A 25,401-nucleotide genomic window follows, 5' to 3' on the forward strand; every position below is an offset into this window, starting at 1 on the left:
GCGGCCTTGCCAGCCATACAGCGTACGCCGGGAGTGTGACACGGGATTCACGGGGGGCTCGTGTGTTCGGCACATCCCGTTCACCCATTGCTCGTTCACCCGCCGCTCGTTCACCCACCTGCCCCGCCCCGACGGGCGCCGGGCCCGTGCCTCCCGTAGCAACGGAGGTGACAGGTAACACAGGGGATGCCCGGAGACGGGCCGAAGGTGAGGAACGTCATCATCATGGTGTCAGGTATGCGCGTCGGAGCGGTCGTTGTGGCCGTGCTCATGGCGGGTGCGGGCAGTGCTCATGGAACGGCCGGTACGGACAACGGCGGAGTGACCGCCTCCACCCGTGAGTCGGGGTACACGATGCGTACGGACGCGCGGTTCGCCCCGGCGGACGCCCTCGTGCCGTCCGCGGCGCTGACGTACGACCCGGAGCTGGTCCCGGCCGGTGCCTGGATCGAAGTGGCCCAGGACTCCGCGCCGAACGGGGCGACGGCCGTGAAACTCCGGGTCAGGGGCATGAAGCCGGGCCACGACTACGGCGTCCACGTCCATCGCAAGCCGTGCGGCACCGACCCGACGGCGGCCGGTGGGCACTACCAGAACAAGCCGTCGGACAACCCGGCCGACGCCAACCCCGACAACGAGGTGTGGCTCGACTTCACCGCCGACCGCTCAGGATCCGGAGCGGCCGTCGCGCGGCACGACTGGAACTTCCGCCGGGGCGAGGCGTCCTCCGTGATCGTCCACTCCCAGCCCGGCAACCACGGCACCCGCGTGGGCTGCTTCACCGTTCCGTTCGGCTGGGCGGCGGGCACGGCCTGAGCGCCATGGACCAAAGGCGCCCTCCCACACCGGAAGGGCGCCTTCCGCTCACCCGGCCCACGACGCCGAACCCACACCCGCACCCGACGCCGAGCCCGACCCCACCGCCGAGCCCGACCCCACCGCCGGACCCGGACCCGACCCCGCCCCCACCCGCAGCACCGCCCGGGCCACCGCGTCCGCGTCCGACAGCGTCACCGAGTCCACCCCAGGCCGCGCCCCCGCCGCCGTCACCCAGTGCACCCCCTCCGTCGGCACCCCGAACGCGAACCGCCGGGGATGGGCCACGCCCCTGCGGTCGAGCAGCCGGTAAGGGCGGGGCGTCACGTCCAGCCCTCCCGTCTCGTACCCGCCGGTCACATGGACCCGGCACTGTCCGGTCCGCAGCAGCCCGGTGAGCAGTTCGTCGGCGGTGCGGTCCAGCCGCGGTTCCGGCAGCCGTGCCTCCACCAGCGAGGTCACCCGCGCCCGCGACCCCGGTATGTCCGGGGAGTGCGCCACCCACGCGCCCTCGGCGCACCGCACCTCCAGCCGGGGGCCGAGCACCTCCACCACACCCGCCTCCACCAGCGCGGCCAGCTCCTCGATCCGGCGCCGGGGCGGGCCGATGGAGAGGAAGGCGTTGAGCGGGGTGTACCAGCGGTCGAGATGGTCGCGGCGGGACGCACCGCCGAGCCCGCCGTGATCGACCACGAGCCGTATCTCGTTGCGCAGATCCCGCAGCACGTCCAGGGCCGCCTTCAGCGGTCCGCGCACATTGCCCCGCGCGGCCTCGGCGGCGTCCTCGCGCAACTGCCCGAGCAGCCACCGCCGCCACTGCGCCCGGTCCGCGAACCGCTCTCCCGCGTACGGCCGCGAGATCCGCTCCCACGACCACCGGTCCCGGCCGCCCACCCCGAACTCGTCGAGCAGTCGCGCCTCCTCGTCGTCGCCGTGCGGCACCCCGAGCCACCGCTCGGCGAAATCCGCCCCCCGCTCCGCGTCCGCCAGCAGCGCCTCGTAATAGACCGTCTCCACCTCCTTCGCCACCAGCGGCCACACCTCGGCGAGGAAGTCGGGCGCGTCCCCGGAGTCCGCGCGTTTGCGGAAGCCGGAGATGACCTCCGGGGTGAGGACCCGGGGGAGATGGCGCCCGAAGGGCCCCTTCTCGTTGTCGCCGCGCGCCTGGTACGGGACTCCGCGCCGGGAACCGGCGTACAGGCGGGGCTCGCGGCCGGACGGGAGATACCGCAGGGACGTTCCCGCACGGACGAAGCGCCCGCCGCGGCCGGTGGTCAGCAGGGCCATGTGGTCGAAGAAGTTCAGACCGAGGCCGCGCAGCAGAACCGGTTCACCGGGCGCCAGCGCGGAGAGGTCGACGTCGGCCGGGTTGGCGGGCGGGACATGGCACAGGCCGTGTTCCGCCGCGTACGCCGCCTGCCGCCGCTCCTCGGCCGTCGGCGCGAGGGGCAGATGGCCCTGGGCCAGCACGACCGCGCTCAGCCCGGTCAGCAGCCGCCCGTCGTCCAGCGCCAGGCTCTGGCCGCCGCCGGGACCGTCGTCGTCCAGGCGGACCGCCCGCGCCCGGTACGTCTCCACCCGCACGGACGGCGGTGCCTCACGGACCGTCCGCTCGAACACCCACTCCAGATAGCGCCCGTACTGCGCCCGGGTCGGGTAGGTGTCGGGGCCCAGCGTGCCGGCCGCCCACTCGTACAGGCTCGGGCCGGGGCGGACCGGGCCGGAGCAGTCGACGCTGTCGTCCGTGAACAGGGTCACCTGCGAGGCGACGGTGTTCATCAGCAGCTCAGCGGACTGCGCGGTGCGCCAGACCCGGCCGGGTCCGGGCGGGGCGGGGTCGATCACATGGATCGTCAGCTCGGCGTGCGGAGGCAGGAGTTCCGGGGCGGAGGCGCACAGCCGTTCCAGCACACTCGTGCCGCGCGGGCCGGCGCCCACCACGGCGACGGAGACTGCGGAGACCTGGGACGTGGGGTCGGGCTCCGCGTTCGCTATAGACAAAAGGGTGACTCCCGGGCGTATGGGGCGCATTGGAGCGGATGGTGATGTGGGTGATGTTCCGGCCGTTGGGCAGCGGACGGCCCGCCTCATCATGCCGTCGGTCGCCACGGAAGCCAACGCGGGCCCCGCACATCACAGTTGCCGTCCGGCTCGCTCATCCGTCGGTGAGCACCGACTCCCGTACGGTCGTCAGCCGCGCCCCGCTCCCACCGTCCGCCGCGCCCCTGCCCGCCTCCCGGGCCTGATCCAGCCGCAGGGTCGCCGCCCGGCCCCGCAGGGTCAGGGTCATCAGCTGGTTGCCGAACCACGGGCCGCCCGTCTTGCGCCAGTCGATCGACGGGCGCGGGATCCGGCCGTGCCCGGCGAAGCGGCGGCCCAGCACGCGGGCGACCCGGCTCCAGCCGAACCGGAAGCCGACCCGGATCGACATCGGGATGGAGTTGTGGACCGGCGAGCAGGTGAGCTGGAGCACTCGCGCGTCCGGCCCGCCGCCCGCCCACTCCGGCTCGGCGATGTACGCGTGGTGGACATCGCCGGAGAGCACACACACCGTCGCCGGGGCGTGCGGCCCCGTACCCGCCTCCGCGATCAGCGCCGCCAGCGCCTCGAAGGACGCCGGGAAGGCCGCCCAGTGCTCCAGGTCCGCCGCCCGCCGCATCTTCTCCCCGAACCGCGCCCAGCGCGGCCCCTTGTCGCCCCGGCACAGCGCCGCGTTCCACCCCTCCGCGTCATGCACCAGGTGCGGCAGCAGCCAGGGCAGGGAGGTGCCGATGAGGAGATGGTCGTACGACTGGGGAGACTGGAGCGCCTGGGCGCGCAGCCAGTCGGCCTCGCCGGGGTTCAGCATCGCGCGGTGCTCCTCGTCCAGCACCCGGGCCGCGCGCGTGTCCACCATCAGCAGCCGGACCCGGCCGAAGTCACGCCGGTAGCTCCAGCGCACGGCCGCCGGATCGGCGTCGGCCTCGGCGGCGAAGGCGCGCAGCGCGTCCGTGCCGTCGGGCGCGGTGCGTACGGACGTGTAGAGCGGGTCGGCGGCCAGTTCGGTTGGGGAGAGATTGCCGAGGTGCTGATGGACCCAGTACGACATCAGGCCGCCCAGCAGCCGCTCCCGCCACCAGCCGGTGGCGCGCATGTCGGCGAGCCAGGAGGCGGAGGTGTTCCAATCGTCGACTACATCGTGGTCGTCGAAGATCATGCAGGTCGGCACGGTGGACAGCAGCCAGCGCACCTCGGGGTCCAGCCAGGACTCGTAGTAGAGCCGGGTGTACTCCTCGTAGTCCGCGACCTCGTTGCCCGGCGGCTCGCCCAGATCGCGGCGGGTGGCCAGCCAGTGGCGGGTGGCCGTGGAGGTCTCGTCGGCGTACACCTGGTCGCCCAGGAGCAGCAGCACGTCCGGGCGCTCGGCGGCCGGGTCGGCGGCGATCTTCGCGGCCAGGGTGTCCAGGGCGTCCGGACCTACCGGGTCGGGCTCGCCGACGGGCGGCGCGGCCCACCGGCAGGAGCCGAACGCCACCCGGACGGTGTCCCCGTCGGCCGGGGCGCGGATCACCGACGGCGGGAACGGCGAGCCGTCGAGCGGCCAGACCCGCACGCCGTCGAGCAGCACCTCGTACGACGGCTGCGAGCCCGGGGTCAGGCCGGTCACCGGGATCAGCGCGTAGTGGTGCCCGGCGATCTCGAAGGTGCGGGAGCCGCCCGAGGAGCCGTCCGCGCAGCGCACCTCGGCGGCGCACGGACGGCTCGCTTCCACCCATACGGTCGCCGAGGTGCCGTCGGCGTACCTCAGCAGTGGTCCCAGGCGCAGTTCCGCCACGTCATCGCCCGCCTTCTCGTGCCGTTCGGTAGCCCCGTACGGTACGGAACGACGGGCACCCACGGGGAGGTTCCGCGCCGGGGAACCGGGGGTCCGGTCAGCGGGACGCGGGCCGGGCCGGGTGAGGGGGACGCCGGGTGGTCGGTCAGCAGGCGCTCAGGTAGCTGGTGAGCGCGGTCTTCTCGGCGCTGTCGACGGACAGGCCGTAGTAGTACTTCACCTGGACCCAGGCGCGGACGTAGGTGCAGCGGTAGGCGGTGCGGGACGGCATCCAGGTGGCCGGGTCCTGGTCGCCCTTGGACTGGTTGACGTTGTCGGTGACCGCGATGAGCTGCGGGCGGGTGAGGTCGTTGGCGAAGGACTGGCGCTGCGCGGTGGTCCAGCCACTGGCGCCGGAGTCCCAGGCCTCGGCGAGCGGGACCAGGTGGTCGATGTCGACGTCGGCGGCGGCGGACCAGGTGGCGCCGTCGTACTGCGAGTACCAGCTGCCGCTGGTGGCGGCACAGGCGGAGTCCTGGACCACGTTGGTGCCGTCGCGCTTGAGGACGACCTCACGGGTGTTGCAGGTGCCGGACTGGGTGATCCAGTGCGGGAAGAGGTCCCGGTTGTAGCCGGTGCGGTTCTCGGTGGCCACGGGGAGCGAGGCGAGGTAGGTGCGGGCGGTGGCGGCGCTGACCGGGGTGGGCAGCGCGGCGGCGGCGGTGGGGGCGTTGAACAGCGCCGCGCCGGAGATCAGGGCGGTGGCCGCGGCGATGGTACTGAGCAGTCGACGCGCGTAGAACCTGGGCATGCGAACTCCCTTGGAGCGTGGGGGTGTTGGTGTGCGGGCGAGGGAATGCTGTCGGTGCGATGTTGCGAACGAGTGTTCGTCCGGTGAGAAGTTAGTGACGCGCGCATGACACGACAAGGTTGAGGGTGGGGGGTTTTGGCGCGGAGGATGTGGGGAGGGGGTGTTTCCCGGGAGCCCCGGGCCGGGCGGCGTGGGGCCTCGGGGGCGTGGGGCTTCTCGGGGGTGGGGCGTCTGAGGTGTGGGGCGTCCGGGGCATGGGACGTGGGCCTTCTCACTCGTCCGCCGCGCGGGGTGTCGCGTAGCATGGACGGCGCAGAAGGGGAGTAGCTCTTCGCCGGACCGTCGACATACTGCTCAGCCCGTGAGGGCCGAGCCGGCGCCCGGAGGCGGACCCGCCCGGCCGAGCCGGTCGTGGACCGCCAGCGAGACCTTCGGCAAGCAGTGCACGCCTGTGCCGTACGGCGCGGGCGCCGAGTGTGCTGCCGTGCCGAGGTGTCTCGCAAGTGCGTACAGCACTCTCGGTGGGGTGGCCCCCGACCGATTGAGGAACCCTTGATCAGCTTCACTGTGACGGCCGTGGTCTTCGGCGTCATCTTCCTTGCCGAGCTTCCCGACAAGACCGCACTGGCCGGGCTGGTCCTCGGCACCCGTTACAAGGCGTCGTACGTCTTCGCCGGGGTGGCGGCGGCGTTCGCCCTGCATGTGGCGCTGGCCGTGGCGGCGGGAAGCGTCCTCACCCTGCTGCCCCAGCAACTGGTGTCGGCCATCACCGGTGTGCTCTTCCTCGCCGGTGCCGCCGTGCTGCTGTGGAAGAAGAGCGACGACGAGGGCGAGGTCCGCAAGCCGGAGGACCAGTCCTTCTGGAAGGTGTCCGGCGCGGGCTTCATGCTCATCCTGGTCGCCGAGTTCGGTGACCTCACCCAGATCATGACGGCGAACCTCGCCGCGCGGTACGACGACCCGCTCTCCGTCGGCCTGGGCGCGGTGCTGGCGCTGTGGGCCGTGGCCGGGCTCGGCATCGTCGGCGGCAAGGCCCTGATGAAGCGGGTGCCGCTGAAGCTGATCACCAAGGTGGCGGCGGCACTCATGGCCGGGCTGGGCGTGTGGAGCCTGTACGAGGCGGTGGCGGCCTGAGGGGTCTGCGGGGCCTGAGGGGCTTGGGGGGTCTGCGGGGTCGGCACGGCTTTCGGGGGTGTGTGAAAGGGGCGGGCCGGACCCCTTCCGCACCGATTCCGGGTCCCGCCCGCCGTTCTGGCCGCTGAACGGGAGGTGAAGTCTTCCGGGGGCACTGGCGCGATACCCGACTTGTTTTGTATCGTACGGAAACAAAGTGGCTCCGCCTGTTCTCCCTGACCGGCGGGCGGGGCCGCCTTTTCTCGCCGTCCCGCTTGGAGTCGCCGATGCCGGCCACCGTGCCCACCGTGCTCACCGCCCGTGCCCTCCTGCTGGACATGGACGGCACCCTCGTGAACTCCGACGCCGTCGTGGAACGGGTCTGGCGGCGCTGGGCCGACCGGCACGGGCTGAACGGCGACGAGGTGATGAAGATCGTGCACGGTCGGCAGGGGTTCGCCTCGATGGCGGTACTGCTGCCGCACCGGCCGATGGAGCAGAACCTCGCGGACAACGCGCGGATGCTCGCGGAGGAGACGGCGGATCTGGACGGGGTCGTACCGGTGCCCGGGGCGGCCGACTTCATGGCGTCGCTCCGCGAGCTGCCGCACGCCCTGGTGACCTCGGCGGACGTCGCCCTGTCCAGCGCCCGGATGGCCGCCGCCGGCCTGCCCATGCCCGAGGTCCGGATCACCGCCGAGTCGGTCGGCGCGAGCAAGCCCGACCCCGAGGGTTTCCTCAAGGGCGCCGCCGAACTGGGCGTGGCCCCGGCGGACTGCGTCGCCTTCGAGGACTCCGGCGCGGGCATCACCGCCGCGCGGGCCGCCGGCATGCCGGTCGTGGGCGTCGGCCCCCGAGCCGCACTGCACGCGCCGGACGCGGTGGTAGGGGACTTGCGGGCGGTGCGAGTGGAGGCGCTGGAGGGCGGCCTGCTGAGGGTGCACGCCGGCTGAGCCGGGGGCGCACTCGGCGACGGTCCCTTATGTCGCGGACGCCGGGAACACCTTGAACGGAGCGGGAAGCCCCTTTTGGTCAGGGGTGCGGGCAACGCCCCTTTTTCAGGGGCGCGGGGAACTGCGCGACCAGCCACGACGCACCCGCACCCGCACCCGAACGACGACGCGACGCATGGCCCCCCGCGAAGCCAACGCACCCACACCCGCACCCGCACCCGCACCCAAGAAAAACCTACGGCTCGGACGTCTCCCCCTCCAACGCCGCCCGCGTAGCCGCGTCGTACACCCCCCACTCCTCCGCCCGAACCCCCCGCGCCCACTGATACGTGCTCACGGCGCTCTCCAGATCCCGCCCGAACCGCCCGTCCGCCCGCCCGACGAAGAGGTTCAGTTCCGCGAGCCGGAGCTGGAGTTCCATGACCTCGGGCCCTTCGTCCCCCCGCTCAAGAACCACCCCCGTCCCCCCGTCCCCCTGCCGAGGTTCGTCGTCCGGGCTGGCGGGCGGCGGCGTCGTCGTGGTCCGGCTGGGGCTAGGGCTCGGCGTGCTGCTCCCGGACGGCGACGCCGACGCCGTACCCGAGGCGGACGGGGACGGCGAAGGGGACGCCGACGGGCTCGGGGACGTGGAGGGGGACGGGGAGGCGGAGACCGGGGCCGCGGACTCGCGGACCGCGCCCGGCGTGGCCGACGGAGCCGTCGTCGACGTGTCCGGCACGGCCTCCCGTATGTCGTCCGGCATCGCGGTGTCCCGGGACGGCTTGTCGTACGAGAACAGCCCGCTGGCGAACCCGGCGCCCGCGAGGACCGTGACCACGACCCCGCCCGCCGCGATCAGGACCGCCTTGCGCCGCCGCCGGGGCCGGACCGTCTCCTCGCCGGACCCGGCGACCGCGACCGTGCCGGGGACCGGCCCCGAACGCCCCTCGAACGCCTCCACATGCGCGGGAACCGGTACGGGCGCGGCCACCGCCCGCAAGGTCATCGTCGCGTCCGGGGCCCCGGCGAGGTCCTCGGACCGGGCGCCGTCCAGGTCGATGTACGGGCGGATCCGCAGCGGGTCGAAGTCCTCCGCCGCGGCCTGTTCCGCCGTACGGGCGTCGCGCAGGGCGTCGGACACCCGGCGGCCACAGGCGCACGACGGGGTGTCGTCCGGCTCGCGGGTCGCCCCGCACTCCGGGCAGCGGTGCCCCTCCGTATCGACCACGTGTTCCCCTCCCTAACGGACTCCAGGAATTATGCAGATCCCGTGGAGGTCCTTTGGGGCAACCCCGGTATTGAGGACTCATTGAGGGCGGAGTCTCACATTCCAAACGGACTCGACAGGCCATAACCCACCACACCGACCACGATGGAGGGGACAACGAGTCGGACACGGCGGCGAACGGAAGCCTGGGGAGGTCCGCATGGCCGGGGACGCGCACGGTGTGACCGGCACCGGGAACACACACGACGGCGCACTGCCGCAGCCGCCCCCCGACGGCGACGGGCAGGTGTCCCGGAGCGTGCTGGTCTCCATCGGCGCGCTGCTGATGGGGATGCTGCTCGCGGCCCTCGACCAGACCATCGTCTCCACCGCGCTGCCCACCATCGTCAGCGATCTCGGCGGACTGGACCATCTGTCCTGGGTGGTCACCGCCTATCTGCTGGCCTCCACCGCCGCGACCCCGCTGTGGGGCAAGCTCGGTGACCAGTACGGACGCAAACGGCTCTTCCAGATAGCGATCGTGATCTTCCTGGTCGGCTCGGCGCTGTGCGGGGTGGCGCAGAACATGCCCCAGCTGATCGGCTTCCGCGCGCTCCAGGGGCTGGGCGGCGGCGGGCTGATGGTGCTGTCGATGGCGATCGTCGGGGACCTGGTGTCGCCGCGCGACCGCGGACGCTACCAAGGGCTCTTCGGCGGGGTGTTCGGCGCGTCCAGTGTGCTCGGGCCGCTGCTCGGCGGGCTGTTCACCGAGCATCTGAGCTGGCGCTGGGTCTTCTACATCAATCTGCCGATCGGGATCGCGGCCCTGATCGTGATCGCCACCGTGCTGCATCTGCCGCGCAAGGCGCAGCGGCATGTCATCGACTATCTCGGTACGTTCCTGATCGCCACCGTCGCCGTGTGCCTGGTGCTGGTCGCCTCGCTGGGCGGCACGACCTGGGCGTGGGACTCGCCGCAGCTCATCGCCCTGGCGGTGGCCGGGGTGGTGCTCGCGGTGGTGTTCGTCGGGGTCGAGCGGCGGGCCGCCGAGCCCGTGCTGCCGCCCAAGCTGTTCCGCATCCGGACCTTCACGCTGGCGGCGGTCATCAGCTTCATCGTGGGCTTCGCGATGTTCGGCGCGATGACCTATCTGCCGACCTTCCTCCAGGTCGTCCAGGGGATCACGCCGACCCTGTCCGGCGTCCACATGCTGCCGATGGTGGTGGGGCTGCTGCTGGCGTCCACCGCCTCCGGGCAGATCGTCAGCCGCACCGGCCGCTGGAAGGTCTTCCCGATCGCGGGCACCGGGATCACCGCGCTGGGCCTGCTGCTTCTGCACCAGCTCGACATGAACAGCTCGACGGCCCTGATGAGCGCCTACTTCTTCGTCTTCGGCCTCGGCCTCGGCCTGGTCATGCAGGTACTGGTGCTGATCGTGCAGAACGCGGTGGCCTACGAGGATCTCGGCGTCGCCACCTCCGGCGCGACCTTCTTCCGCTCGATCGGCGCGTCCTTCGGCGTCGCGATCTTCGGCACCATCTTCGCCGGGCGGCTCGGCGACCGGCTCGCCGACGCCTTCCGAGGCGTCCCCCTGCCGCCGGGGGTGTCCGTCAGCGCCCTGGAGGGCGACCCGCGCGTCCTGTCCGAACTCCCCGCCGCCCTGCGCCCGGCCGCCCTCGACGCCTACGCCTCCTCCATCACGGACGTCTTCCTGTACGCGGCTCCGGTCGCCCTCCTGGGCTTCGTCCTGGCCTGGTTCCTGAAGGAGGACCGGCTGCGGGGCAGCGTGACCGCGCCGGACGCCACCCAGACGCTCGCCAGCAACCCGGTGGAACGCTCGTCCTACGACGAGGTGTGCCGGGCCCTGTCGGTGCTCGGCACCCGCGAGGGCCGCCGCGAGATCTACCGGGACATCACCGCGCGGGCCGGCTACGACCTGCTGCCCGCCGCCAGCTGGATGCTGCTGCGGATGAAACGGTACGGATCGGTCGAGCCGGGCCGTCTCGCCGAGCGCGGTCCGGTCCCGCTGACCGTCGTCCTGGAGGCGGCCCGCCAGATCGAGTCCCGCCGCCTCGGCGCACGCGAGGGGCTCGACCTGAGGCTCACGCCCGAGGGCGAAGAGGTCGCCGAGCGCCTCTGGATCGCCCGCGAGTCCTCCCTGACGGACCTCCTGGGCGACTGGTGGGGCCCGGACCGCCCGACCGACCTCGTCCACCTGGTGAAGGAACTCAACGAGGAACTGTGCGGGGCGCGGAGCGAACAGCCGGGGGAGGAGGGGGAGGGGCGGCGGCTTCAGTGAGGCTCTGTTCCGGCCCTAGGACCCCTGCTCCTCAGCACCCTCGGACTGCTCGGCCCCCTCGGCCCGCTCACGCCGTCGCCGCAGCACGTCCTCCACGTCGTACGGCTTCATGCCGAGGGGCGGGCCGGGCGGCGGGCGGAACATCATCGCGCGGATCTTGGTGTTGATGTCCTCGATGATCTGCCGGGCACGGAACTCGGACGGGGTGGTCAGCGCGGCGGTGAGGGCGTCCTCCGCCTCCTTGCGCAGGGCGAGGGCCGGCGGCAGGACCGAGAAGCCCTCGCGGGCCATTTTGCGCCTGATCCACCACAGTGCGTCGTACGGTGCCTCGACCTCGCTCGGCAGCGGTTTGCCCGCGCCCGCCAGCCGGGAGAAGTCGCCACGGGCCTCCGCCTCGCGGATCTGGTGGTCGGTCCATGTCTCGAAGCTGACCCCGGGTGGCTTTCGCTCGGTCATGAACCCCATTGTGCCGGACGCCACCACGCCGGGCGATTTATCATGCGGCGGCGGCAATCAACGGGGCTGCCGCACAAGGCCGTTCCACGGACCGATTCCCGGGCCGTGCCATGGCTGTTCCACAGGTTTCCACAGGGCTGTTTCAAGGGGAGCGCACGTGCTCGAACTCACCATGGCCGCCGTCTCCGGCGCCGACTCGGGTGCCACGGCCGGTATGCAGATGGCCGACGCGCCCAGCGAGCCGGGCGCGGTCCTGCGGGTGGGACGCGACAAGTCGGTGTGCCGGCTGGTGCCGCCGGAGGACTGGCTGTTCGTCTCGCGGGTCCACCTGGAGTTCCGGTGCGGGCCCGAGGGCGGCTGGCGGGTGACCTGGCTGCGCGGCTCCCAGGCGGAGCCGTCCTCGGAAGTACGGCTGATCGTCGGGGAGTACGCGCAGCCCCTCGTGTACGGCGGCTCGGTGGCGCTGCCCAGGGGCGGCAACGGCGAGCTGATCATCCAGGACCGCACGGCGCCGCGCAGCGTCAACGTGGGCTTCTTCCACGAGGCTTGATCGCCGGTGAGTCGCCGAGACTCGATCGCCCGCGAGTCGCTGCTTGGCGGACGGGTCTCAGGCCAGCACCCGGGCCAGCGCGAACCCGTCGTACCCCTTCGCGCCGACCGTCTGGATCGCCGTACCCGTCAGCCTCGGGTGCTTGGCGATCAGGTCGATCGCGGCGCGGGTGCCCCGTACGTCCTCGGCGGTGCCGGCCGGATCGACGACCCGCCCGCCGCGTACGACGTTGTCGAGCACGATCAGGCTGCCCGCGCGGGTGAGGCGCAGGGCCCACTCCAGGTAGTGCGGGTTGTTGCCCTTGTCGGCGTCGATGAAGACCAGGTCGAAAGGTGGCGGGTTCTCGTCGGCGAGCCGGGGCAGCGAGTCCAGGGCCGGGCCGACCCGTACGTCGACCAGGGCGTCGACGCCCGCGCGGGCGAGGTTGCGGGTGGCGACCTCGGCGTGCCGGGGGTTGTACTCCAGGGTGACCAGCCGGCCGTCGGCCGGGAGGGCGCGGGCCAGCCAGATGGTGCTGTAGCCGCCGAGCGTGCCGACCTCCAGGATCCGGCGGGCGCCCTGGACCTCGGCGAGCAGCTGGAGCAGCTTGCCCTGTGTCGGGGAGACCGCGATGGGCGGGAGCCCGGCCGCCTCGCTGTCCCGCAGGGCCGCCGTCAGGGCCTCGTCGGCGGGGGCGAGACGGGTGGTGAAGTACTCGTCCACGGCGTCCCAGGTCGTCTGCGACTCGCTCATGCGCGTCCTCTCGTGCGGGTGTTCATGCTTCTTCATCGTATGTACCGGATCGGAGGGATAGATCGTTTTTGGCAGATCTGCCGGGTCTGCTGGGTCTGCCGGATCTGCTGGACTTGTCGGATCTATCGGATCTATCGGATCTGCCTGTCGGATGTCGCCGGCCGGTCCCTCCCGAACCACGATCTTTCCCGCATCCCGGTGTGAGTCACGTCCCTCCCGCTGGGTTGACCGAACCTCGGCGCCAGTATCGTCATCCGGACAAAAGAAGAGCGGACGACAGGTGAATCGGGGGTAGCCTGCGTCTCTCTCCGGGGGGTGGTGCGCACCGCACAGGGTGCGCACAGGGAACCCGCGCACGGGACGCGCGGGGCAGACGGGGCGGGAGGCCGACGAGGCGTGGCGAATGCGGAGCACAGCGGGGGACCGGCGGAGGCGTTCGGGGCGGGTGCCGCCGACGGGGCCAGGGCGCGGCTGCGAATGGCGCGGCTCGGCCTGTGGGTGGTGGCCGCGATCCTCGCCGTGCGGCAGATGGCGGTCGTGCTCGGCACCCCGCGCGGCGAGCGGCTGATCGACCTGGAGACCTGGGTCGGGCCGAACGGCGTCCTGCATGTCGAGGGATCGCTGTACGACACGTCCCGTTTCACGGGGACGCCGTTCAGCGGCCTTGTCCTGAAACCGCTCACCCGCGCCGCCGAACAGGCCCTCGGCTGGGGCTGGACCTTCGGCACGCTGCTGCTGGTGGCCGCGCTCGGCCTGGTCGCCGCGCGTGCCCTGCCGCAGCCGGTCGCCCGCCGGGCCTCGCTGTTCGCGGCGCCGGTCGCGATCTGTCTGCTGATGCTGTCGCTGCCGGTGCGCAACGCGTTCTGGCTCGGCCAGACCAGCATCATCCCCGTACTGCTGGTGCTGCTGGGCTGTTTCGTGGTGCGCGGCGAGCGGGCGAGCGGGGCGCTGATAGGGGTGGCGGCGGCGCTCCAGCCGACGGTGCTGCTGTTCGCCCCGCTGCTGTGGTTCACCGGCCGCAAGCGGGCGGCGGCGACCACCGGTCTCACCTTCGCCGGGCTGACCGCGCTGGCCTGGGCGGCGATGCCGCACGACTCGTACACGTACTGGGTGCACCACATGGCGGGCACCGGCCTGGGCGGCGCGGCCGACGACCTCGCCAACCAGTCGCTGCACGGCGCGCTGCTGCGGCTCGGGCTCAGCGGCCCGCTGGAGATCGCCCTGTTCCTGACGCTGGGCACGGCCGTCGCCGTCGTCGGCCTGCGCCGGGCGGTGCACTACGCGCGCGACGGCCAGTTGCTGCTCGCCGTCGCGATCACCGGGTGTGCCGCCATCGCCGTCTCGCCCATGACCTGGCAGCACCAGTTGCTGTGGGTGCTGCTGGCGGTGGTGGGCCGGGTGGGCAAGCGGGCGTCGGACCGGTATGTGTGGCCGGTCGCCGTGATCCTGGTGATAAGCCTGCCGGCCAGGATGATGTTCCCGGACATGGCGGTGCTGTACCCGCTGCGGGACAACGTCGTCCTGCTGACCGCTCTGGCGGCGGCGCTCCTCGTCCCCTTCCTGTCCCGCACCTCGCCCCACTACCAGACCCCGATCCCGACCCAGTACGCGAAGCCGGTGCCGGCCCGTTTCAGCCGGGTCCCGCTGCTGCCGTTCCTCAAGCGGGTCCTCACCCGCCCGAACCTCCTCCTGGAACTGCTGCTCATCCGGGTCACCTACGCGGCGTACCAGCAGGTCCGCCTGGCCGCGACCGGCGGCACCATCCAGGGCGGACGCGAGCGCGCGGAGGCACACGGCCGCCAGATCCTCGACCTCGAACGCGTCCTAGGCATCGACATCGAGCGCGCGGTCAACCACGCGGTGGTGAAGATCGACTGGCTGCGCGGCTTCTTCGACTTCTACTACACGTCCTTCCACTTCGCGATGCCGCTGACGGTGCTGGCGCTGCTGTACTGGCGCCGCCCCGTCGACTACCGCTGGGCCCGTTCCACCCTGGGCCTGACGACCCTGCTGGCCCTGATCGGCTTCTGGGCCTACCCCCTGGCCCCGCCCCGTCTGATGCCGGGCTTCGGCATCATCGACACGGTCCACGGCGTCCAGGACTTCTCCCAGCCCGACTACGGCACGCTCACCTCCCTCACCAACCAGTACGCGGCGATGCCGTCCCTGCACTTCGGCTGGTCCCTGTGGTGCGGCCTGGTCGTCGCGATCGTCGCCCCGAAGCTGTGGATGAAGGCGCTGGGCCTCATGCACCCCCTGTTCACCGTCGCCGCGATCGTCGCGACCGGCAATCACTGGGTCCTGGACGCGGCGGGCGGCGCGCTCGTGGTGGGCGGCGGCTTCGCCCTCGTGTACGTGTTCCAGGGCCCGCGGGCCCGGACGGTGACGGCGGTCGCGGAGCGGGTGGAGCGGGCGCCGGAATTGGAGAAGGCGGCGCGTGGTCAATAGGTGGGGGATGGGGTGGGGTGTGGGTGGGAGTGAATGCTGTTGGCCAAGCCCGATTCCAACCCGGATAGGCGGGTTTGACGGCAGCCGCGTTGCTTCTGGGTCTCACGCCCACGGTGCCGCAGGCCGCCGCGCTGCCCGGATCGTCCGTCGCCGCCGAGGGCATGGCCGGGCAGAGCGACGAGGCCACCCAGGCGCTGGCGCAGGCCAGTGCGGTACGGACGGCCCGCTGGCCCGGATCGAGGACGGTCAGTGGCTCGCCCTGTGCTGGCCGACAGCCCTGCCCGAGCCGGAGTTGGACGGCATGACCGCCCTGCACCCGGAGGTGCCACCGTCGAGGTGTTGCCGACGCGCGGCGAAGGGAAACGGAGTGCCGAGGCACTTGCAGTCACGCCTGGCGTGATCTGTCATGGATGCGAACGCTCTCGACGTTGCGTGAAGGCGGCATCGGTAATTCTTGTGATGTCCCAGCCGCGCGACGCGGCTCACTGGGAGATTGCGCCGCGCAAGTGTGAGGCCTTCAGGTCGGGTCTCAAGTGCCGCCCGCCGTAGTGGCCGATGGGTGCGGGACTGCGTGGTGGACCACCGACCACGCAGTCCCGAAGGTCTCATCCCGTGCCGTGTGACTCCGCCTGCGCGGCCTCACCGCGGCCGACGGTCACTGCCCAGGTGACGGTCGACGGCGCGGTGACGGACACCGTGCCGGGCTGGTACGCGGATTTCATCGCGAGCTGGTTGTAGGTGACCGCAGGTTCGCCCGCGCCGCACTCCAACGGGAACGACACATCCATGACCGGCACGGCGACCGTGATCGTGCCGACGCCTCGACAGTTCACGGCAACGATGAGGGCCTTGTCCCGTTCGCCGCCCGCGTACGTGAAACTCGCATTGCCGCGAGTCTCCGCTCGTTGACCGGCCAGCTCTTCCCCCATGGCAGCGTCCAGTTCCGGCGGCGTCACGGAGCCGGAATCGGCCTGGTGCGCCGAGGGAGGGGCGGGTGCCGAAGGAGTGGACGGCGCCGCTTCGCCCGTGGGCTTCGGGTCTGGCGTGCAGGCTGACACAGTGAGCAGCAGAAGAGCCGAGGCCACTACCACCCGGTGGCGCACGGTCAGCTCTCCCACAGGGCCCAGCCGACTCGGCGGCGCGTGTAGCTGGTCAGCGATCATTGACGTAGCCAGACGTGTGCATCATGTCAGCAAGTGCCACGGTCCGGGTCCGGTCGGCTTGGCGGCGAAGCGCACTCGAACCACACCGTCTTCCCGCCCTCCGGCCGTACATCCACGCCCCACTTGTCCGCCGCGGACTCCAGGATCAGCAGGCCCCGGCCGTTCTCCGAATCCAGGGGGAACTCACTGGGTGGCGCCGGGAGCTGGGGTGAGCTGTCGGTCACCTCCACTCGGGCGCCTGTCGGTTGGCGTGCGATGACCACCGTGCAGTGGCGGTCCTGGACATGGCGTACGACATTGGCGATCAGCTCCGTCGTGCCCAGCTCCACCGCCTCGGTCAGCTCGGGCACACCCCACTCCCTGAGCAAGGTGCGGGCGATGCGGCGCACGTGGCGGGCGGAGTGCTCGGCGACGGTGAGGCTCATGCGGTACTGGTGGGGGAAGTGTCCGTTCACATCACCAGGGTGGCCGCGTCTCGCTACGCTGGCTACGGTCCGGATTCAACCCGTCACAGTGTGGTGCGGGTTGTTGCGTGAGAGGGGTCCCCCACGTGACTCATATCAACGTCCTTGATCCCGGCGCTTCGCCGCTCGACTACTACGGCTTCGAGTTACGGCGGCTTCGTGAGGCGGCGGGGCTCACCCAGAAGCAACTCGGGGAGATCGTCAACTACACCGGGTCGCTGGTGGGGCAGATCGAGACCGCGCGCAAGTTGCCGACGGCGGAGTTCAGCGAGCGGGTGGACGCGGCGCTCGGGACCGGGGGATCGTTGTCCCGGTTGCTGGTGCTGGTCATGCGCAGTCAACTTCCGGCCTGGTTTCAGCAGGTGGCGGAGTTGCAGGCGCGGGCGGTTGAAATCCTCTGCTTCGAGGCCCAGATAGTGCACGGTCTGCTCCAGACTCGGGCCTACGCGCGGGCCGTGCTCGGCGTGCTCGATGAAACCAACCTCGACGACCGCACCGCCGTCCGGCTCGCCCGCCAGCGCATCTTCGAGAAGAGTGATCCACCGGTCTTCTGGGCGATCCTCGGCGAGGCAGCCCTGTATCAGCAGATCGGCTCGCGGGAGGTCATGCGCGAGCAACTGGCCCATCTGTTGACCTTGGCACACAACCCACGAATCAACGTGCAAGTGCTCCCATACTCAGCCGGAGCGCACGCGGGGCTACAAGGCTCATTCGACATCTACCGCTTCGTGAGCGATCCGGCCATCGTCTATACGGAGGGGTACGGCAGCGGGCATCCGACTGCCAGTTCAGACACCGTCAAGGACTGCTCACTCCGTTACGATCATCTCCAGGCCGCCGCCCTCTCCCTCAAAGACTCGGCGGAGTTGATTCGGCGCGTGATGGAGGAACGCTATGGCGAGCGACGTGATTCTGATGGGGATCCGGTGGCGTAAGTCCAGCTACAGCGGCGATCAGGGCGGCAACTGCGTGGAGTGCGCGCCGTTTGGGCCGCTCGCCTGGCGCAAGTCGACCTACAGCGGTGACCAGGGCGGCGAGTGCGTCGAAGTAGCCGAAACCCCCTGCCCCACCCCCATCATCGCCCTACGCGACTCCAAGAACCCGGCGGGACCGACCCTCACCCTCGATCCCGCCGTCTTCTCCGCCTTCGTCAACTGGACGGCGACCAAAGCCGCTGGATGAGGGGCCCGGTGGCCAGGCCGCCCCCAGCGCACATCGTCACCGGCGCGGATTCCCCGTCGGCTCAGTCCCGCCCCGACGACACCACAGCCAGCAGCCCCGCCAACACCGCCGCCACCAGCAGGGGTACGCCCGGGCCGTGGGTCAGGACCAGCCAGGCGCCGAGGAGGGCGCCGCAGAACAGGGCGATCACGGCCGCCGTGCGGAGGATGCCGTGGTCGCCGGTGCCGCCGCCCAGGGGGGATTCGGAGACCAGGGCGGTCAGGGTGGTGGTCACCACCGTCGTCGTGGCGATGCCGGGTACTCCCAGTTTGCGGACCGTGGCGTTGCGCATGCCCATGGCCAGGGCGGTGACCGCGAGGAGGATGTAGGCGCGCGCCCCGTTGTCGGGGACGGTGAAGGCCACCAGCGCGGCGGCCAGCAGCAGCGCCGCCTCGATGGCCAGTGAGGTCCTCGACCAGGCGCCGCGTGAGTGTGTGGCCAGCAGGCCCGCCAGGCGGCCTCCGCCGATGGCGCCCACCAGGAAGAGGCCGATCGAGGTGAGGGTGTGGGTGACGGAGAAGCCCTCCGCGCCGGCGGTGGCGAAGCCCAGCACCACCACATTGCCGGTCATGTTGGCGGTGAAGACGTGGTTCAGGCCCAGGTAGCTCACGGCGTCGACGATTCCGCTGCTCACGGTCAACAGGAGCAGGACATAGGTCAGACGCAGGCGGTGCCTCTCCCGCCGGTCGGTCGACTCTGCTGGCTCGGGTGTCTCCGTCTCGACGGTCATCCGCTCAGTTGACCATGGGGGTGGATGGCTCGCCGTGTCTCCGTACGCCAAAGGCGGCGGCCCCCCCAGCAGAGGGGGGCCGCCGCCCAAGGGTCGGTCGATGAAGACCGATCGGGTCCGTCAACGGTGACCGATCGCGTCCGTCAGTCCGTCAACGGTGGCCGGTCGTGCCGGTCCGTGACCCAGTCGGCTTCGGCTCAGTACCAGCCGTTCGCCTGCCAGAAGTCCCACGCGCCGACCGGGCTGCCGTAGCGGGCGTCCATGTAGTTCAGGCCCCACTGGATCTGGGTGGCGGGGTTGGTCTTCCAGTCCGCGCCGGCCGACGCCATCTTCGAGGCGGGCAGCGCCTGGACCAGGCCGTACGCGCCGGAGGAGGGGTTGGTGGCGGTGACGTTCCAGCCGCTTTCCTTGCTGACGATGTTCGAGAAGGCGTTGTAGTGCGCGGCGTTCGGGATCATCTGCTTCGCGATGGCCTGTGCCGAGGCGGCGGACGCGGTGGGCGCGGCCTGGGCCGGGGCGGCGGTGAGGGCCATACCGGCGGTGGCGGCGGCCACGGCGGCGACGGTGAGGGCCTTCTTGGGGGACGCGATGCGACGGATGAGCGAGGCGGACACAGTGAACCTTTTCTTCGGGGACGGGGGGTCGCGGCCCGCCTCGGCCACGCGGTACGCGGCGGGGCAAGCATCGACGCCGTGGCCCTGGGGGCACATCGGCGCCGTGCGACGTGGTCCAGAGAAACAGGCCTGCGAAACGACCGCAATGACCCCTTTTACTAGTTGTGGTCGCATGTGGCACCTACGTCCCCTGTGTGACCTGGCTCTCAATGCCCTGGTCAGGGGGGTGAAAGGCGCGTTCATGACAGGCCGCGCGGCTACGACCCCGGATCGTTGGTGATCTGGGTCATGTGGGGTGCTTCACCGCCGGGCAACGGGTTCCGTCACTGCCGGCGCACGTCTCCGCACGGAGCGGATGCCTCGGACGTGACCGGCGTCTCGAACGTGACCGGCGCCTCGAACGCCGCCCTCCGCGTCGCCCTCCGCAGCGCCTTCAGCAGCGCCGGGCCCACCAGCAGCGTCAGCACGACGGTCACCAGCGCCCGCCCCAGGTCCCAGCCCAGCGAGGTGGCCAGACAGTAGGCGATGAAACGGGCCAGATTGGCCAGGACCGGCAGATCCGGGTCCAGCGCGATGACCGTGGTCCGCTCGTCCATGAACGGCCACCCCGCCAGATTCATGATCGTGCCGTACGCGAACGCCGCCACGAACCCGTAGCAGGCGAGCAGCAGCAGCTCACCCCGGCCGCGCAGCCGCTCCGCACCCGGCAACAGGCCCGCGCCCATCGCGAACCAGCCCATCGACAGCATCTGGAACGGCAGCCACGGCCCCACCCCACCCGTGAGCAGCGCCGACGCGAACATCGTGACCGAGCCCAGGACGAAGCCGAAGCCGGGTCCCAGCACCCGGCCGCTCAGCACCATCAGGAAGAACATCGGCTCGATGCCCGCCGTCCCCGCCCCGATCGGCCGCAGCGCCGCCCCCGTCGCCGCCAGCACACCGACCATCGCCACCGCCTTCGGGCCGAGGCCGGACTCCGAGATCGTCGCCGCCACCACCGCGACCAGCAGCACCAGCAGCCCCGCGAACAGCCACGGCGCGTCCTTCGCGTGCGCGGCCACGCTCGACTCCGGCGGCGCCAGGAAGGGCCACCCCAGCGCGCCCACCCCGACCGCGCTCACCAGCACCAGCGCCGCGACGGACCGCGGCCCCAGCCGCACCGCCCGCGCCCGTACCGCCCGCGCCCCTGCCTCCACCAGGCTCATGACAGCGCCCCCCGCACCTGCGCGACCGTCAGCCATTTCGCCGGCGCCAGCACCTTGGTCACCTGCGGCGCGAACGACGGCGACGACACCACGACCTCCTCCATCGGCCCGTCCGCGATCACCTCGCCCTCCGCCAGCAGCACCACCCGTCGCGCCAGCTCCGCCGCCAGCTCCACATCATGCGTGGCCAGCACGATCGCATGCCCCTCGGCCGCCAGCCCGCGCAAGTGAGTGACCAGTCGTGCCTTCGCCGCGTAGTCCAGGCCCCGGGTCGGCTCGTCCAGCAGGATCAGCGGCGGGCGCGCAGTCAGGACCACGGCCAGCGCCAGCGCCAGCCGCTGGCCCTCGGACAGATCACGCGGGTGGCTGTCGTCGGTGACCCCGGGCAGCAGTTCCGACACCAGCGCCCGGCAGGTGCCCGCCGCCGCCCCGGCGTCCCGGTCGGCCGCCGCGCACTCCCCGGCGACCGTGTCGGCGTACAGCAGGTCCCGTGGCTCCTGCGGTACGAGGCCGACCCTGCGGACGAGATCACGGGGGGCCGTCCGGTGCGGTACGGCGTCCCCGACCCGTACCGACCCCGACGCCGGGGGCACCAGGCCCACCAGCGCGGACAGCAGCGTCGACTTCCCGGCGCCGTTGCGGCCCATGAGGGCGACCGTCTCGCCGGGGGCGACCGTGAGATCGACCGAGCGCAGAGCGGGCACCCGGCCCCGCCGGACCACCAGGGAACGGACCTCCGCCAGAGGGAGGGAGGAGGGGGAAGGGAGGGAGCGGGGGGAGGAGGGGGTGGCCTGGGGTCTGCGGGCCAGGAAGCGGCGGGGGGCGGGCACCGGGGCCGGCGCGGAGGCGGGCCCGGTCGCCGGGGTCACCTGCCCAGCCGCCGCCCCCGACCTCCACCTCTCAGAGCTTGCAGCGGAAGATCCCTCCAACCGCTCCCGCAGCTCCCCCGCCCGGCGCCGCGCATCGCGGACCGTCAACGGCAGTGGGGTCCAGCCCGCCAGCCGGCCCAGTTCCACCACCGGCGGGAACACCGGGGACACGGCCATCACCTCGGCCGGGGTGCCCAGCACCAGGGCCGCTCCCGGCGCCGGGAGCAGGACGATCTGGTCGGCGTACTGGACGACCCGTTCCAGCCGGTGTTCGGCGAGCAGCACCGTCGTACCGAGATCGTGGACCAGCCGCTGGAGCACGGCGAGGACCTCCTCGGCCGCCGCCGGGTCCAGCGCGGACGTCGGTTCGTCCAGGACCAGGACGCGCGGGTGCGGGGTGAGCACCGAGCCGATGGCGACGCGCTGCCGCTGGCCGCCGGAGAGGGTGGCGAGGGAGCGGTGGCGCAGTTCGACGAGGCCGAGCAGGTCGAGGGTCTCCTCGACCCGGCGGCGCATCACGTCCGGGGCGATGCCCAGGGACTCCATCCCGTAGGCGAGTTCGTCCTCGACGGTGTCCGTGACGAAGTGGGACAGCGGATCCTGGCCCACCGTGCCGACGACGTCGGCCAGTTCACGAGGCTTGTGGGTACGGGTGTCGCGGCCGGCCACCGTGACCCGGCCGCGCAGGGTGCCCCCGGTGAAGTGCGGGACCAGACCGCTGACCGCGCCGAGCAGCGTGGACTTGCCGACCCCGGACGGGCCCGCGAGCAGCACGAGTTCGCCCTCGGGGACATCGAGGTCGACGCCCCGGACGGTGGGCTCGGCCGCCCCGGCATAGGTGACGGAGACACCGTCGAAGCGGATCATGACGGCTCCTTCGGAGGGGCGTACGGCGCCGGGGTGACGAACGCGGGGAGCAGCCCCAGCAGGATCGCCGCCGCCGGCCACAGCGGCAGCCCCGGGACGGTCGGCGGGACCACCCCGGGGTCCAGCGCGGCCGGGTCGAACGACCGGGCGGCGACCAGCGCGCCGGCGACCGCGACACCGGAGCCGGCCACCAGCCAGGCGCGCACGTCCCAGGGGTCGGGGCGGTAGCGGGTACGGGGTGAGCGCCTGCCGCCGAGCCGCAGCCCGGCCAGCGCCGCGGCCAGCCCGATCAGCAGCACGGGCACCCCGTAGCCCGCGCCTTCGGCGGTCAGCACTCCGTACGTTCCCGCGCACACGCCGAGCAGCCCGGCCAGGGTGAGCACGGCGGTGGTACGGCGGACGGCGGGCGGAACCTGTGCGGTACGGCCGTAGCCGCGCGCGTCCATCGCCGCGGCCAGCGCGACCGAGCGTTCCAGGGCGCCCTCCAGGACCGGCATCCCGACCTGGAGCAGACCCCGGATGCCCCGGTCCGGCCGGCCGCGCAGTCGCCTCGCGGCACGCAGCCGCTGGACGTCGGCGATCAGGTGCGGCGCGAAGGTGAGGGCCACGACGACCGCCACCCCCATCTCGTACAGCGCGCCCGGCAGCGACTTCAGCAGCCGGGACGGGTTCGCCAGGGCGTTGGCGGCGCCGACGCAGATCAGCATCGTGGCCAGCCGCAGACCGTCGTAGAAGGCGAACAGGAGGGACTCCAGGGTGACCCGGCCGCCGAGGCGGATGCCCTGCGCCCAGTCGGGGAGGGGGATCTCGGGGAGGGTGAGCAGGACGTGGGTGCCGGGGATGGGGGAACCGAGGACCACCGTGAAGAGGATGCGGACGGCGATGACGGCGAGGGCGAGTCTGACGAACGCGTGGTAGGAGCGGGCCCAGGGGGTGTCGGGGCGGCGGGCCGCGACCACGTACGCCGAGACCATGATGAGGAGGGCCAGCAGGAGGGGGTTGGTGGTGCGGGTCGCGGCGACGCCGAGGGCCAGGGACCAGAGCCACCAGGCTCCGGGGTGGGTCTGGTGGTAGGGGTGGTGCGGGTCGTGGGGGGCCCGCCGTGGCGCCGGTGTCGCCGTACGCGCGGCGGAGCCGCCCTCGATCCGGCCCCGCGCCCCTTCGAGGCGTCGGGGCTCAGGCACGTCGACGGCGCCAGGTCTGCCAGCCGACCCCCGTGGCCACGACGACGATCGCGGCGATCCCCGCCCACAGGCCCGCCGACGGGCCGCTGTCCCCGGAGGTGCCCGGCTCCTGCTGCCCGGCTCCCGAGACCTGCTCTCCGCAGCCCTGCTCCGGGTACCCGGTGATCGCGCACAGCAGCGCGTTGGAGTCGTAGCGCAGGGGTTCGGCGACCGTGGCCAGGGCCTCGGCCGTGGTGGCGTCGGGGGAGACCTGGGCGCAGGCCGTACGGGCCGGGGGCGGGGTCTCGCCGGAGGGGGCGTCGGCCGGGGTGCCGAAGTCCAGGACCAGGGCCACCCGTTTCGAGCCCTCCCGGTCGGGGGTCTGGGCGCAGATCGTCGCGAAGCCGGCCGTGCCGCGTGGCCGGCTGGCGTCCTGGGAGTCCTCGCTCACCGCGAACCGGAAGCCCTGGACGGCGCCGTCGGCGGGGCGGGCCAGGGACGGGCCCTGATCGGCGTAGATCCAGCGGTCGCCGTCGCGGTCCCAGAACGACCAGTAGCGGTAACCGGCCGCCTGGGCCTGGCCCGCCCCGCCCGCGAGGACGAGCAGCAGACCGGCCAGGAGAAGGAGGGGGACGCGGCGGGTCACCGCTGGTTGCCCCGGGAACGGTTGCTGACCAGGAAGCCGATACCGACGCCGACGATGCCGAAGACCCCGACGTACCACCAGACCCCGAAGGGGGAGTCGTCGTCGGCGGACTCGGCGGCCGTGTCCTCCTTCTCCACCAGCCGCTTCTCCTCCAGCCCGTCCGTCGCCTCCGGGGCCGGGCCGGTGGCGTTGAGCCCGCTGATCAGGGCCTCGCCGCCGAACTCGCCCGGAGCGGTGCCCACGGACTGCGCGGCGAGGACCAGTTGGGCGTAGGCGGCGGGGCCGGACTGCTTCGCCCAGTCGGCGGCGTTCTTCTCCAGCCAGGTCATGGCCGCGCGGGCCTGCCCGACCTCGCCCTGCGCGGCCAGCGCGACCACGGCGTCGGCGGTGTTGCCGTAGTCCGGCTGGTCCTCGGCGCCGGGGAGGGCGGAGATGAGGTGGCCGTCCTCGGCGAGGGCACCGGTCAGCCAGGCGGCCCCGTTGGCGGCGGCCTGCTCGGGCGTGGTGGCGTCGGCGCACTTCGCGTCGGCCGGGGCGTCGGCGTCGGGACTCGCATCGGCGTCCGCATCCGCGCCGGCCTCGGCGTTCAGACCCTTGCCGAGCGCGCCCAGGACGCCCGCCGCCGTCGCGTCCGCGTTGGCGACCAGGTCGCCCTTGTCGTCGGGCTGGTAGGCGAAGGCACCGCCGCCGTCGGCGTCGGCGCAGGGGACGCTGAGAGCGAGCAGCGCGTCGTACGGGGACTTCCCGTCCTTCTGGACCTCGGCGGGCTGTTCTCCCGCCGCCGCGAGGGCGCCGATCACCACGCCGGTGGAGTTCGCGTCGCTGGGGCCGCCGGGGGTGTAGCCCCAGCCGCCGTCCGCGTTCTGCGCGGACTTCAGCCAGGTGACGGCCTTGCCGGTGGCGGCCTCGTGGTCGCCGAGCGCGGCGAGGGCCTGGACGGCGGCGGCCGTGCTGTTGGAGTCCAGCGCGGTCTTGGTGTCGCAGTCCGTGCCGGGCTCGGCCCGGAAGGCCGCGAAGCCGCCGTTGCCGCACTGCTGCCCGGTCAGCCAGTCGACGGCCACCGCGGCGGGCCGTATGCCCACCGAGGTCTGGGCGAGCAGAGCGAGGGACTGGCGCCAGACGCCGTCGTACGTCGGGTCGGCCGCGCCGAACAGCCCGGCCGGGAGCGACGCGGACGCGGACGGGGACGGCGAGGCGCTGTCGGCCTGGGCGAGCGGAGCGGCGACGGCGCCGATCCCGAGGGCGGCGGCGAGAACCGCGGCACTGCGGCGGACGTACATGATCGGCGGGTGACCTTTCCTG

General features: G+C 72.3%; 24 protein-coding genes. 9 read left to right on the top strand and 15 right to left on the bottom strand.

Annotated features, from left to right (window positions below; translation table 11 throughout):
• Positions 1 to 237 precede the first annotated feature (237 nt).
• Positions 238 to 816: a superoxide dismutase family protein gene (locus tag ACFXAZ_RS05610; protein WP_384585548.1), complete on the top strand. Its 579-nt coding sequence runs from the start codon at positions 238 to 240 to the stop codon at positions 814 to 816.
• A 48-nt stretch (positions 817 to 864) separates the two neighbouring features.
• Here ACFXAZ_RS05610 and ACFXAZ_RS05615 read toward each other — a convergent pair whose 3' ends face one another.
• From ACFXAZ_RS05615 to ACFXAZ_RS05625, 3 genes are all read right to left on the bottom strand, one after another.
• The gene (locus tag ACFXAZ_RS05615) at positions 865 to 2,847 is read right to left on the bottom strand and encodes an FAD/NAD(P)-binding protein (protein ID WP_384585551.1); all 1,983 of its coding nucleotides are present in this window, start codon (positions 2,845 to 2,847) and stop codon (positions 865 to 867) included.
• 124 nt (positions 2,848 to 2,971) lie between these two features.
• Positions 2,972 to 4,630 carry an alkaline phosphatase D family protein gene (locus tag ACFXAZ_RS05620; RefSeq protein WP_384585765.1) on the bottom strand — a complete coding sequence of 553 codons (1,659 nt, stop codon included), beginning with the start codon at positions 4,628 to 4,630 and terminating at the stop codon, positions 2,972 to 2,974.
• Positions 4,631 to 4,775: 145 nt separating this feature from the next.
• A complete protein-coding gene (locus ACFXAZ_RS05625) occupies positions 4,776 to 5,420 on the bottom strand; it encodes an HNH endonuclease family protein (RefSeq protein WP_384585554.1) in 645 nt (214 codons plus the stop codon).
• 552 nt (positions 5,421 to 5,972) lie between these two features.
• Between ACFXAZ_RS05625 and ACFXAZ_RS05630 the strand changes: the two genes are divergently transcribed.
• Together ACFXAZ_RS05630 and ACFXAZ_RS05635 are read left to right on the top strand one after the other, a co-directional pair.
• The gene (locus tag ACFXAZ_RS05630) at positions 5,973 to 6,554 is read left to right on the top strand and encodes a TMEM165/GDT1 family protein (protein ID WP_384585557.1); all 582 of its coding nucleotides are present in this window, start codon (positions 5,973 to 5,975) and stop codon (positions 6,552 to 6,554) included.
• 266 nt (positions 6,555 to 6,820) lie between these two features.
• Entirely contained in the window at positions 6,821 to 7,486 is a 666-nt protein-coding gene (locus tag ACFXAZ_RS05635) for an HAD-IA family hydrolase (protein ID WP_384585559.1), read from the top strand.
• A 235-nt stretch (positions 7,487 to 7,721) separates the two neighbouring features.
• On the opposite strand, the gene ACFXAZ_RS05640 is transcribed toward ACFXAZ_RS05635, so the two are convergent.
• The gene (locus ACFXAZ_RS05640; RefSeq protein ID WP_384585562.1) at positions 7,722 to 8,693 is read right to left on the bottom strand and encodes a peptidoglycan-binding protein; all 972 of its coding nucleotides are present in this window, start codon (positions 8,691 to 8,693) and stop codon (positions 7,722 to 7,724) included.
• 199 nt (positions 8,694 to 8,892) lie between these two features.
• On the opposite strand from ACFXAZ_RS05640, the gene ACFXAZ_RS05645 reads away from it, so the two are divergent.
• The gene (locus ACFXAZ_RS05645; RefSeq protein WP_384585565.1) at positions 8,893 to 10,971 is read left to right on the top strand and encodes an MDR family MFS transporter; all 2,079 of its coding nucleotides are present in this window, start codon (positions 8,893 to 8,895) and stop codon (positions 10,969 to 10,971) included.
• A gap of 15 nt (positions 10,972 to 10,986) precedes the next feature.
• On the opposite strand, the gene ACFXAZ_RS05650 is transcribed toward ACFXAZ_RS05645, so the two are convergent.
• On the bottom strand, positions 10,987 to 11,427 hold the full coding sequence (locus ACFXAZ_RS05650; RefSeq protein WP_384585568.1) for a DUF1992 domain-containing protein: 441 nt from the start codon (positions 11,425 to 11,427) through the stop codon (positions 10,987 to 10,989).
• A gap of 157 nt (positions 11,428 to 11,584) precedes the next feature.
• Between ACFXAZ_RS05650 and ACFXAZ_RS05655 the strand changes: the two genes are divergently transcribed.
• The gene (locus ACFXAZ_RS05655) at positions 11,585 to 11,977 is read left to right on the top strand and encodes a hypothetical protein (RefSeq protein ID WP_384585571.1); all 393 of its coding nucleotides are present in this window, start codon (positions 11,585 to 11,587) and stop codon (positions 11,975 to 11,977) included.
• A gap of 57 nt (positions 11,978 to 12,034) precedes the next feature.
• Here the strand turns inward: ACFXAZ_RS05655 and ACFXAZ_RS05660 are convergent, their stop codons facing one another.
• Positions 12,035 to 12,709: an O-methyltransferase gene (locus tag ACFXAZ_RS05660; RefSeq protein WP_384585574.1), complete on the bottom strand. Its 675-nt coding sequence runs from the start codon at positions 12,707 to 12,709 to the stop codon at positions 12,035 to 12,037.
• A 396-nt stretch (positions 12,710 to 13,105) separates the two neighbouring features.
• On the opposite strand from ACFXAZ_RS05660, the gene ACFXAZ_RS05665 reads away from it, so the two are divergent.
• Positions 13,106 to 15,157 (top strand): bifunctional glycosyltransferase 87/phosphatase PAP2 family protein, encoded by a 2,052-nt coding sequence (locus ACFXAZ_RS05665; protein ID WP_384585577.1) that lies wholly within the window; start codon positions 13,106 to 13,108, stop codon positions 15,155 to 15,157.
• Between the two features lie 89 nt (positions 15,158 to 15,246).
• Positions 15,247 to 15,462, top strand: a complete 216-nt coding sequence (locus ACFXAZ_RS05670; RefSeq protein ID WP_384585580.1) for a hypothetical protein — start codon at positions 15,247 to 15,249, stop codon at positions 15,460 to 15,462.
• Positions 15,463 to 15,762: 300 nt separating this feature from the next.
• Here ACFXAZ_RS05670 and ACFXAZ_RS05675 read toward each other — a convergent pair whose 3' ends face one another.
• Together ACFXAZ_RS05675 and ACFXAZ_RS05680 are read right to left on the bottom strand one after the other, a co-directional pair.
• On the bottom strand, positions 15,763 to 16,275 hold the full coding sequence (locus ACFXAZ_RS05675; protein ID WP_384585584.1) for a hypothetical protein: 513 nt from the start codon (positions 16,273 to 16,275) through the stop codon (positions 15,763 to 15,765).
• Between the two features lie 71 nt (positions 16,276 to 16,346).
• A complete protein-coding gene (locus tag ACFXAZ_RS05680) occupies positions 16,347 to 16,775 on the bottom strand; it encodes an ATP-binding protein (protein WP_384585587.1) in 429 nt (142 codons plus the stop codon).
• Positions 16,776 to 16,870: 95 nt separating this feature from the next.
• Between ACFXAZ_RS05680 and ACFXAZ_RS05685 the strand changes: the two genes are divergently transcribed.
• Both ACFXAZ_RS05685 and ACFXAZ_RS05690 read left to right on the top strand, forming a co-directional pair.
• A complete protein-coding gene (locus ACFXAZ_RS05685) occupies positions 16,871 to 17,719 on the top strand; it encodes a helix-turn-helix domain-containing protein (protein ID WP_384585590.1) in 849 nt (282 codons plus the stop codon).
• The gene (locus ACFXAZ_RS05690; protein ID WP_384585767.1) at positions 17,700 to 17,966 is read left to right on the top strand and encodes a DUF397 domain-containing protein; all 267 of its coding nucleotides are present in this window, start codon (positions 17,700 to 17,702) and stop codon (positions 17,964 to 17,966) included. The genes ACFXAZ_RS05685 and ACFXAZ_RS05690 overlap by 20 nt, the downstream gene beginning before the upstream one ends.
• A 61-nt stretch (positions 17,967 to 18,027) precedes the next feature.
• Here ACFXAZ_RS05690 and ACFXAZ_RS05695 read toward each other — a convergent pair whose 3' ends face one another.
• From ACFXAZ_RS05695 to ACFXAZ_RS05725, 7 genes are all read right to left on the bottom strand, one after another.
• Positions 18,028 to 18,735 (bottom strand): YoaK family protein, encoded by a 708-nt coding sequence (locus tag ACFXAZ_RS05695; RefSeq protein ID WP_384585593.1) that lies wholly within the window; start codon positions 18,733 to 18,735, stop codon positions 18,028 to 18,030.
• Positions 18,736 to 18,932: 197 nt separating this feature from the next.
• Positions 18,933 to 19,349 (bottom strand): transglycosylase SLT domain-containing protein, encoded by a 417-nt coding sequence (locus tag ACFXAZ_RS05700; protein WP_384585596.1) that lies wholly within the window; start codon positions 19,347 to 19,349, stop codon positions 18,933 to 18,935.
• A gap of 323 nt (positions 19,350 to 19,672) precedes the next feature.
• The gene (locus ACFXAZ_RS05705; RefSeq protein ID WP_384585599.1) at positions 19,673 to 20,554 is read right to left on the bottom strand and encodes an ECF transporter S component; all 882 of its coding nucleotides are present in this window, start codon (positions 20,552 to 20,554) and stop codon (positions 19,673 to 19,675) included.
• A complete protein-coding gene (locus ACFXAZ_RS05710) occupies positions 20,551 to 22,290 on the bottom strand; it encodes an ABC transporter ATP-binding protein (RefSeq protein WP_384585602.1) in 1,740 nt (579 codons plus the stop codon). The genes ACFXAZ_RS05705 and ACFXAZ_RS05710 overlap by 4 nt, the downstream gene beginning before the upstream one ends.
• On the bottom strand, positions 22,287 to 23,474 hold the full coding sequence (locus ACFXAZ_RS05715; protein WP_384585605.1) for an energy-coupling factor transporter transmembrane component T: 1,188 nt from the start codon (positions 23,472 to 23,474) through the stop codon (positions 22,287 to 22,289). The genes ACFXAZ_RS05710 and ACFXAZ_RS05715 overlap by 4 nt, the downstream gene beginning before the upstream one ends.
• The gene (locus ACFXAZ_RS05720; RefSeq protein ID WP_384585608.1) at positions 23,467 to 24,099 is read right to left on the bottom strand and encodes an SCO2322 family protein; all 633 of its coding nucleotides are present in this window, start codon (positions 24,097 to 24,099) and stop codon (positions 23,467 to 23,469) included. Before ACFXAZ_RS05720 ends, ACFXAZ_RS05715 begins: the two co-directional genes overlap by 8 nt.
• Entirely contained in the window at positions 24,096 to 25,379 is a 1,284-nt protein-coding gene (locus ACFXAZ_RS05725) for a prenyltransferase/squalene oxidase repeat-containing protein (protein WP_384585611.1), read from the bottom strand. Before ACFXAZ_RS05725 ends, ACFXAZ_RS05720 begins: the two co-directional genes overlap by 4 nt.
• Positions 25,380 to 25,401 lie beyond the last annotated feature (22 nt).

It is taken from the genome of Streptomyces sp. NPDC059477 (assembly GCF_042749375.1).
Lineage (GTDB): Bacteria > Actinomycetota > Actinomycetes > Streptomycetales > Streptomycetaceae > Streptomyces.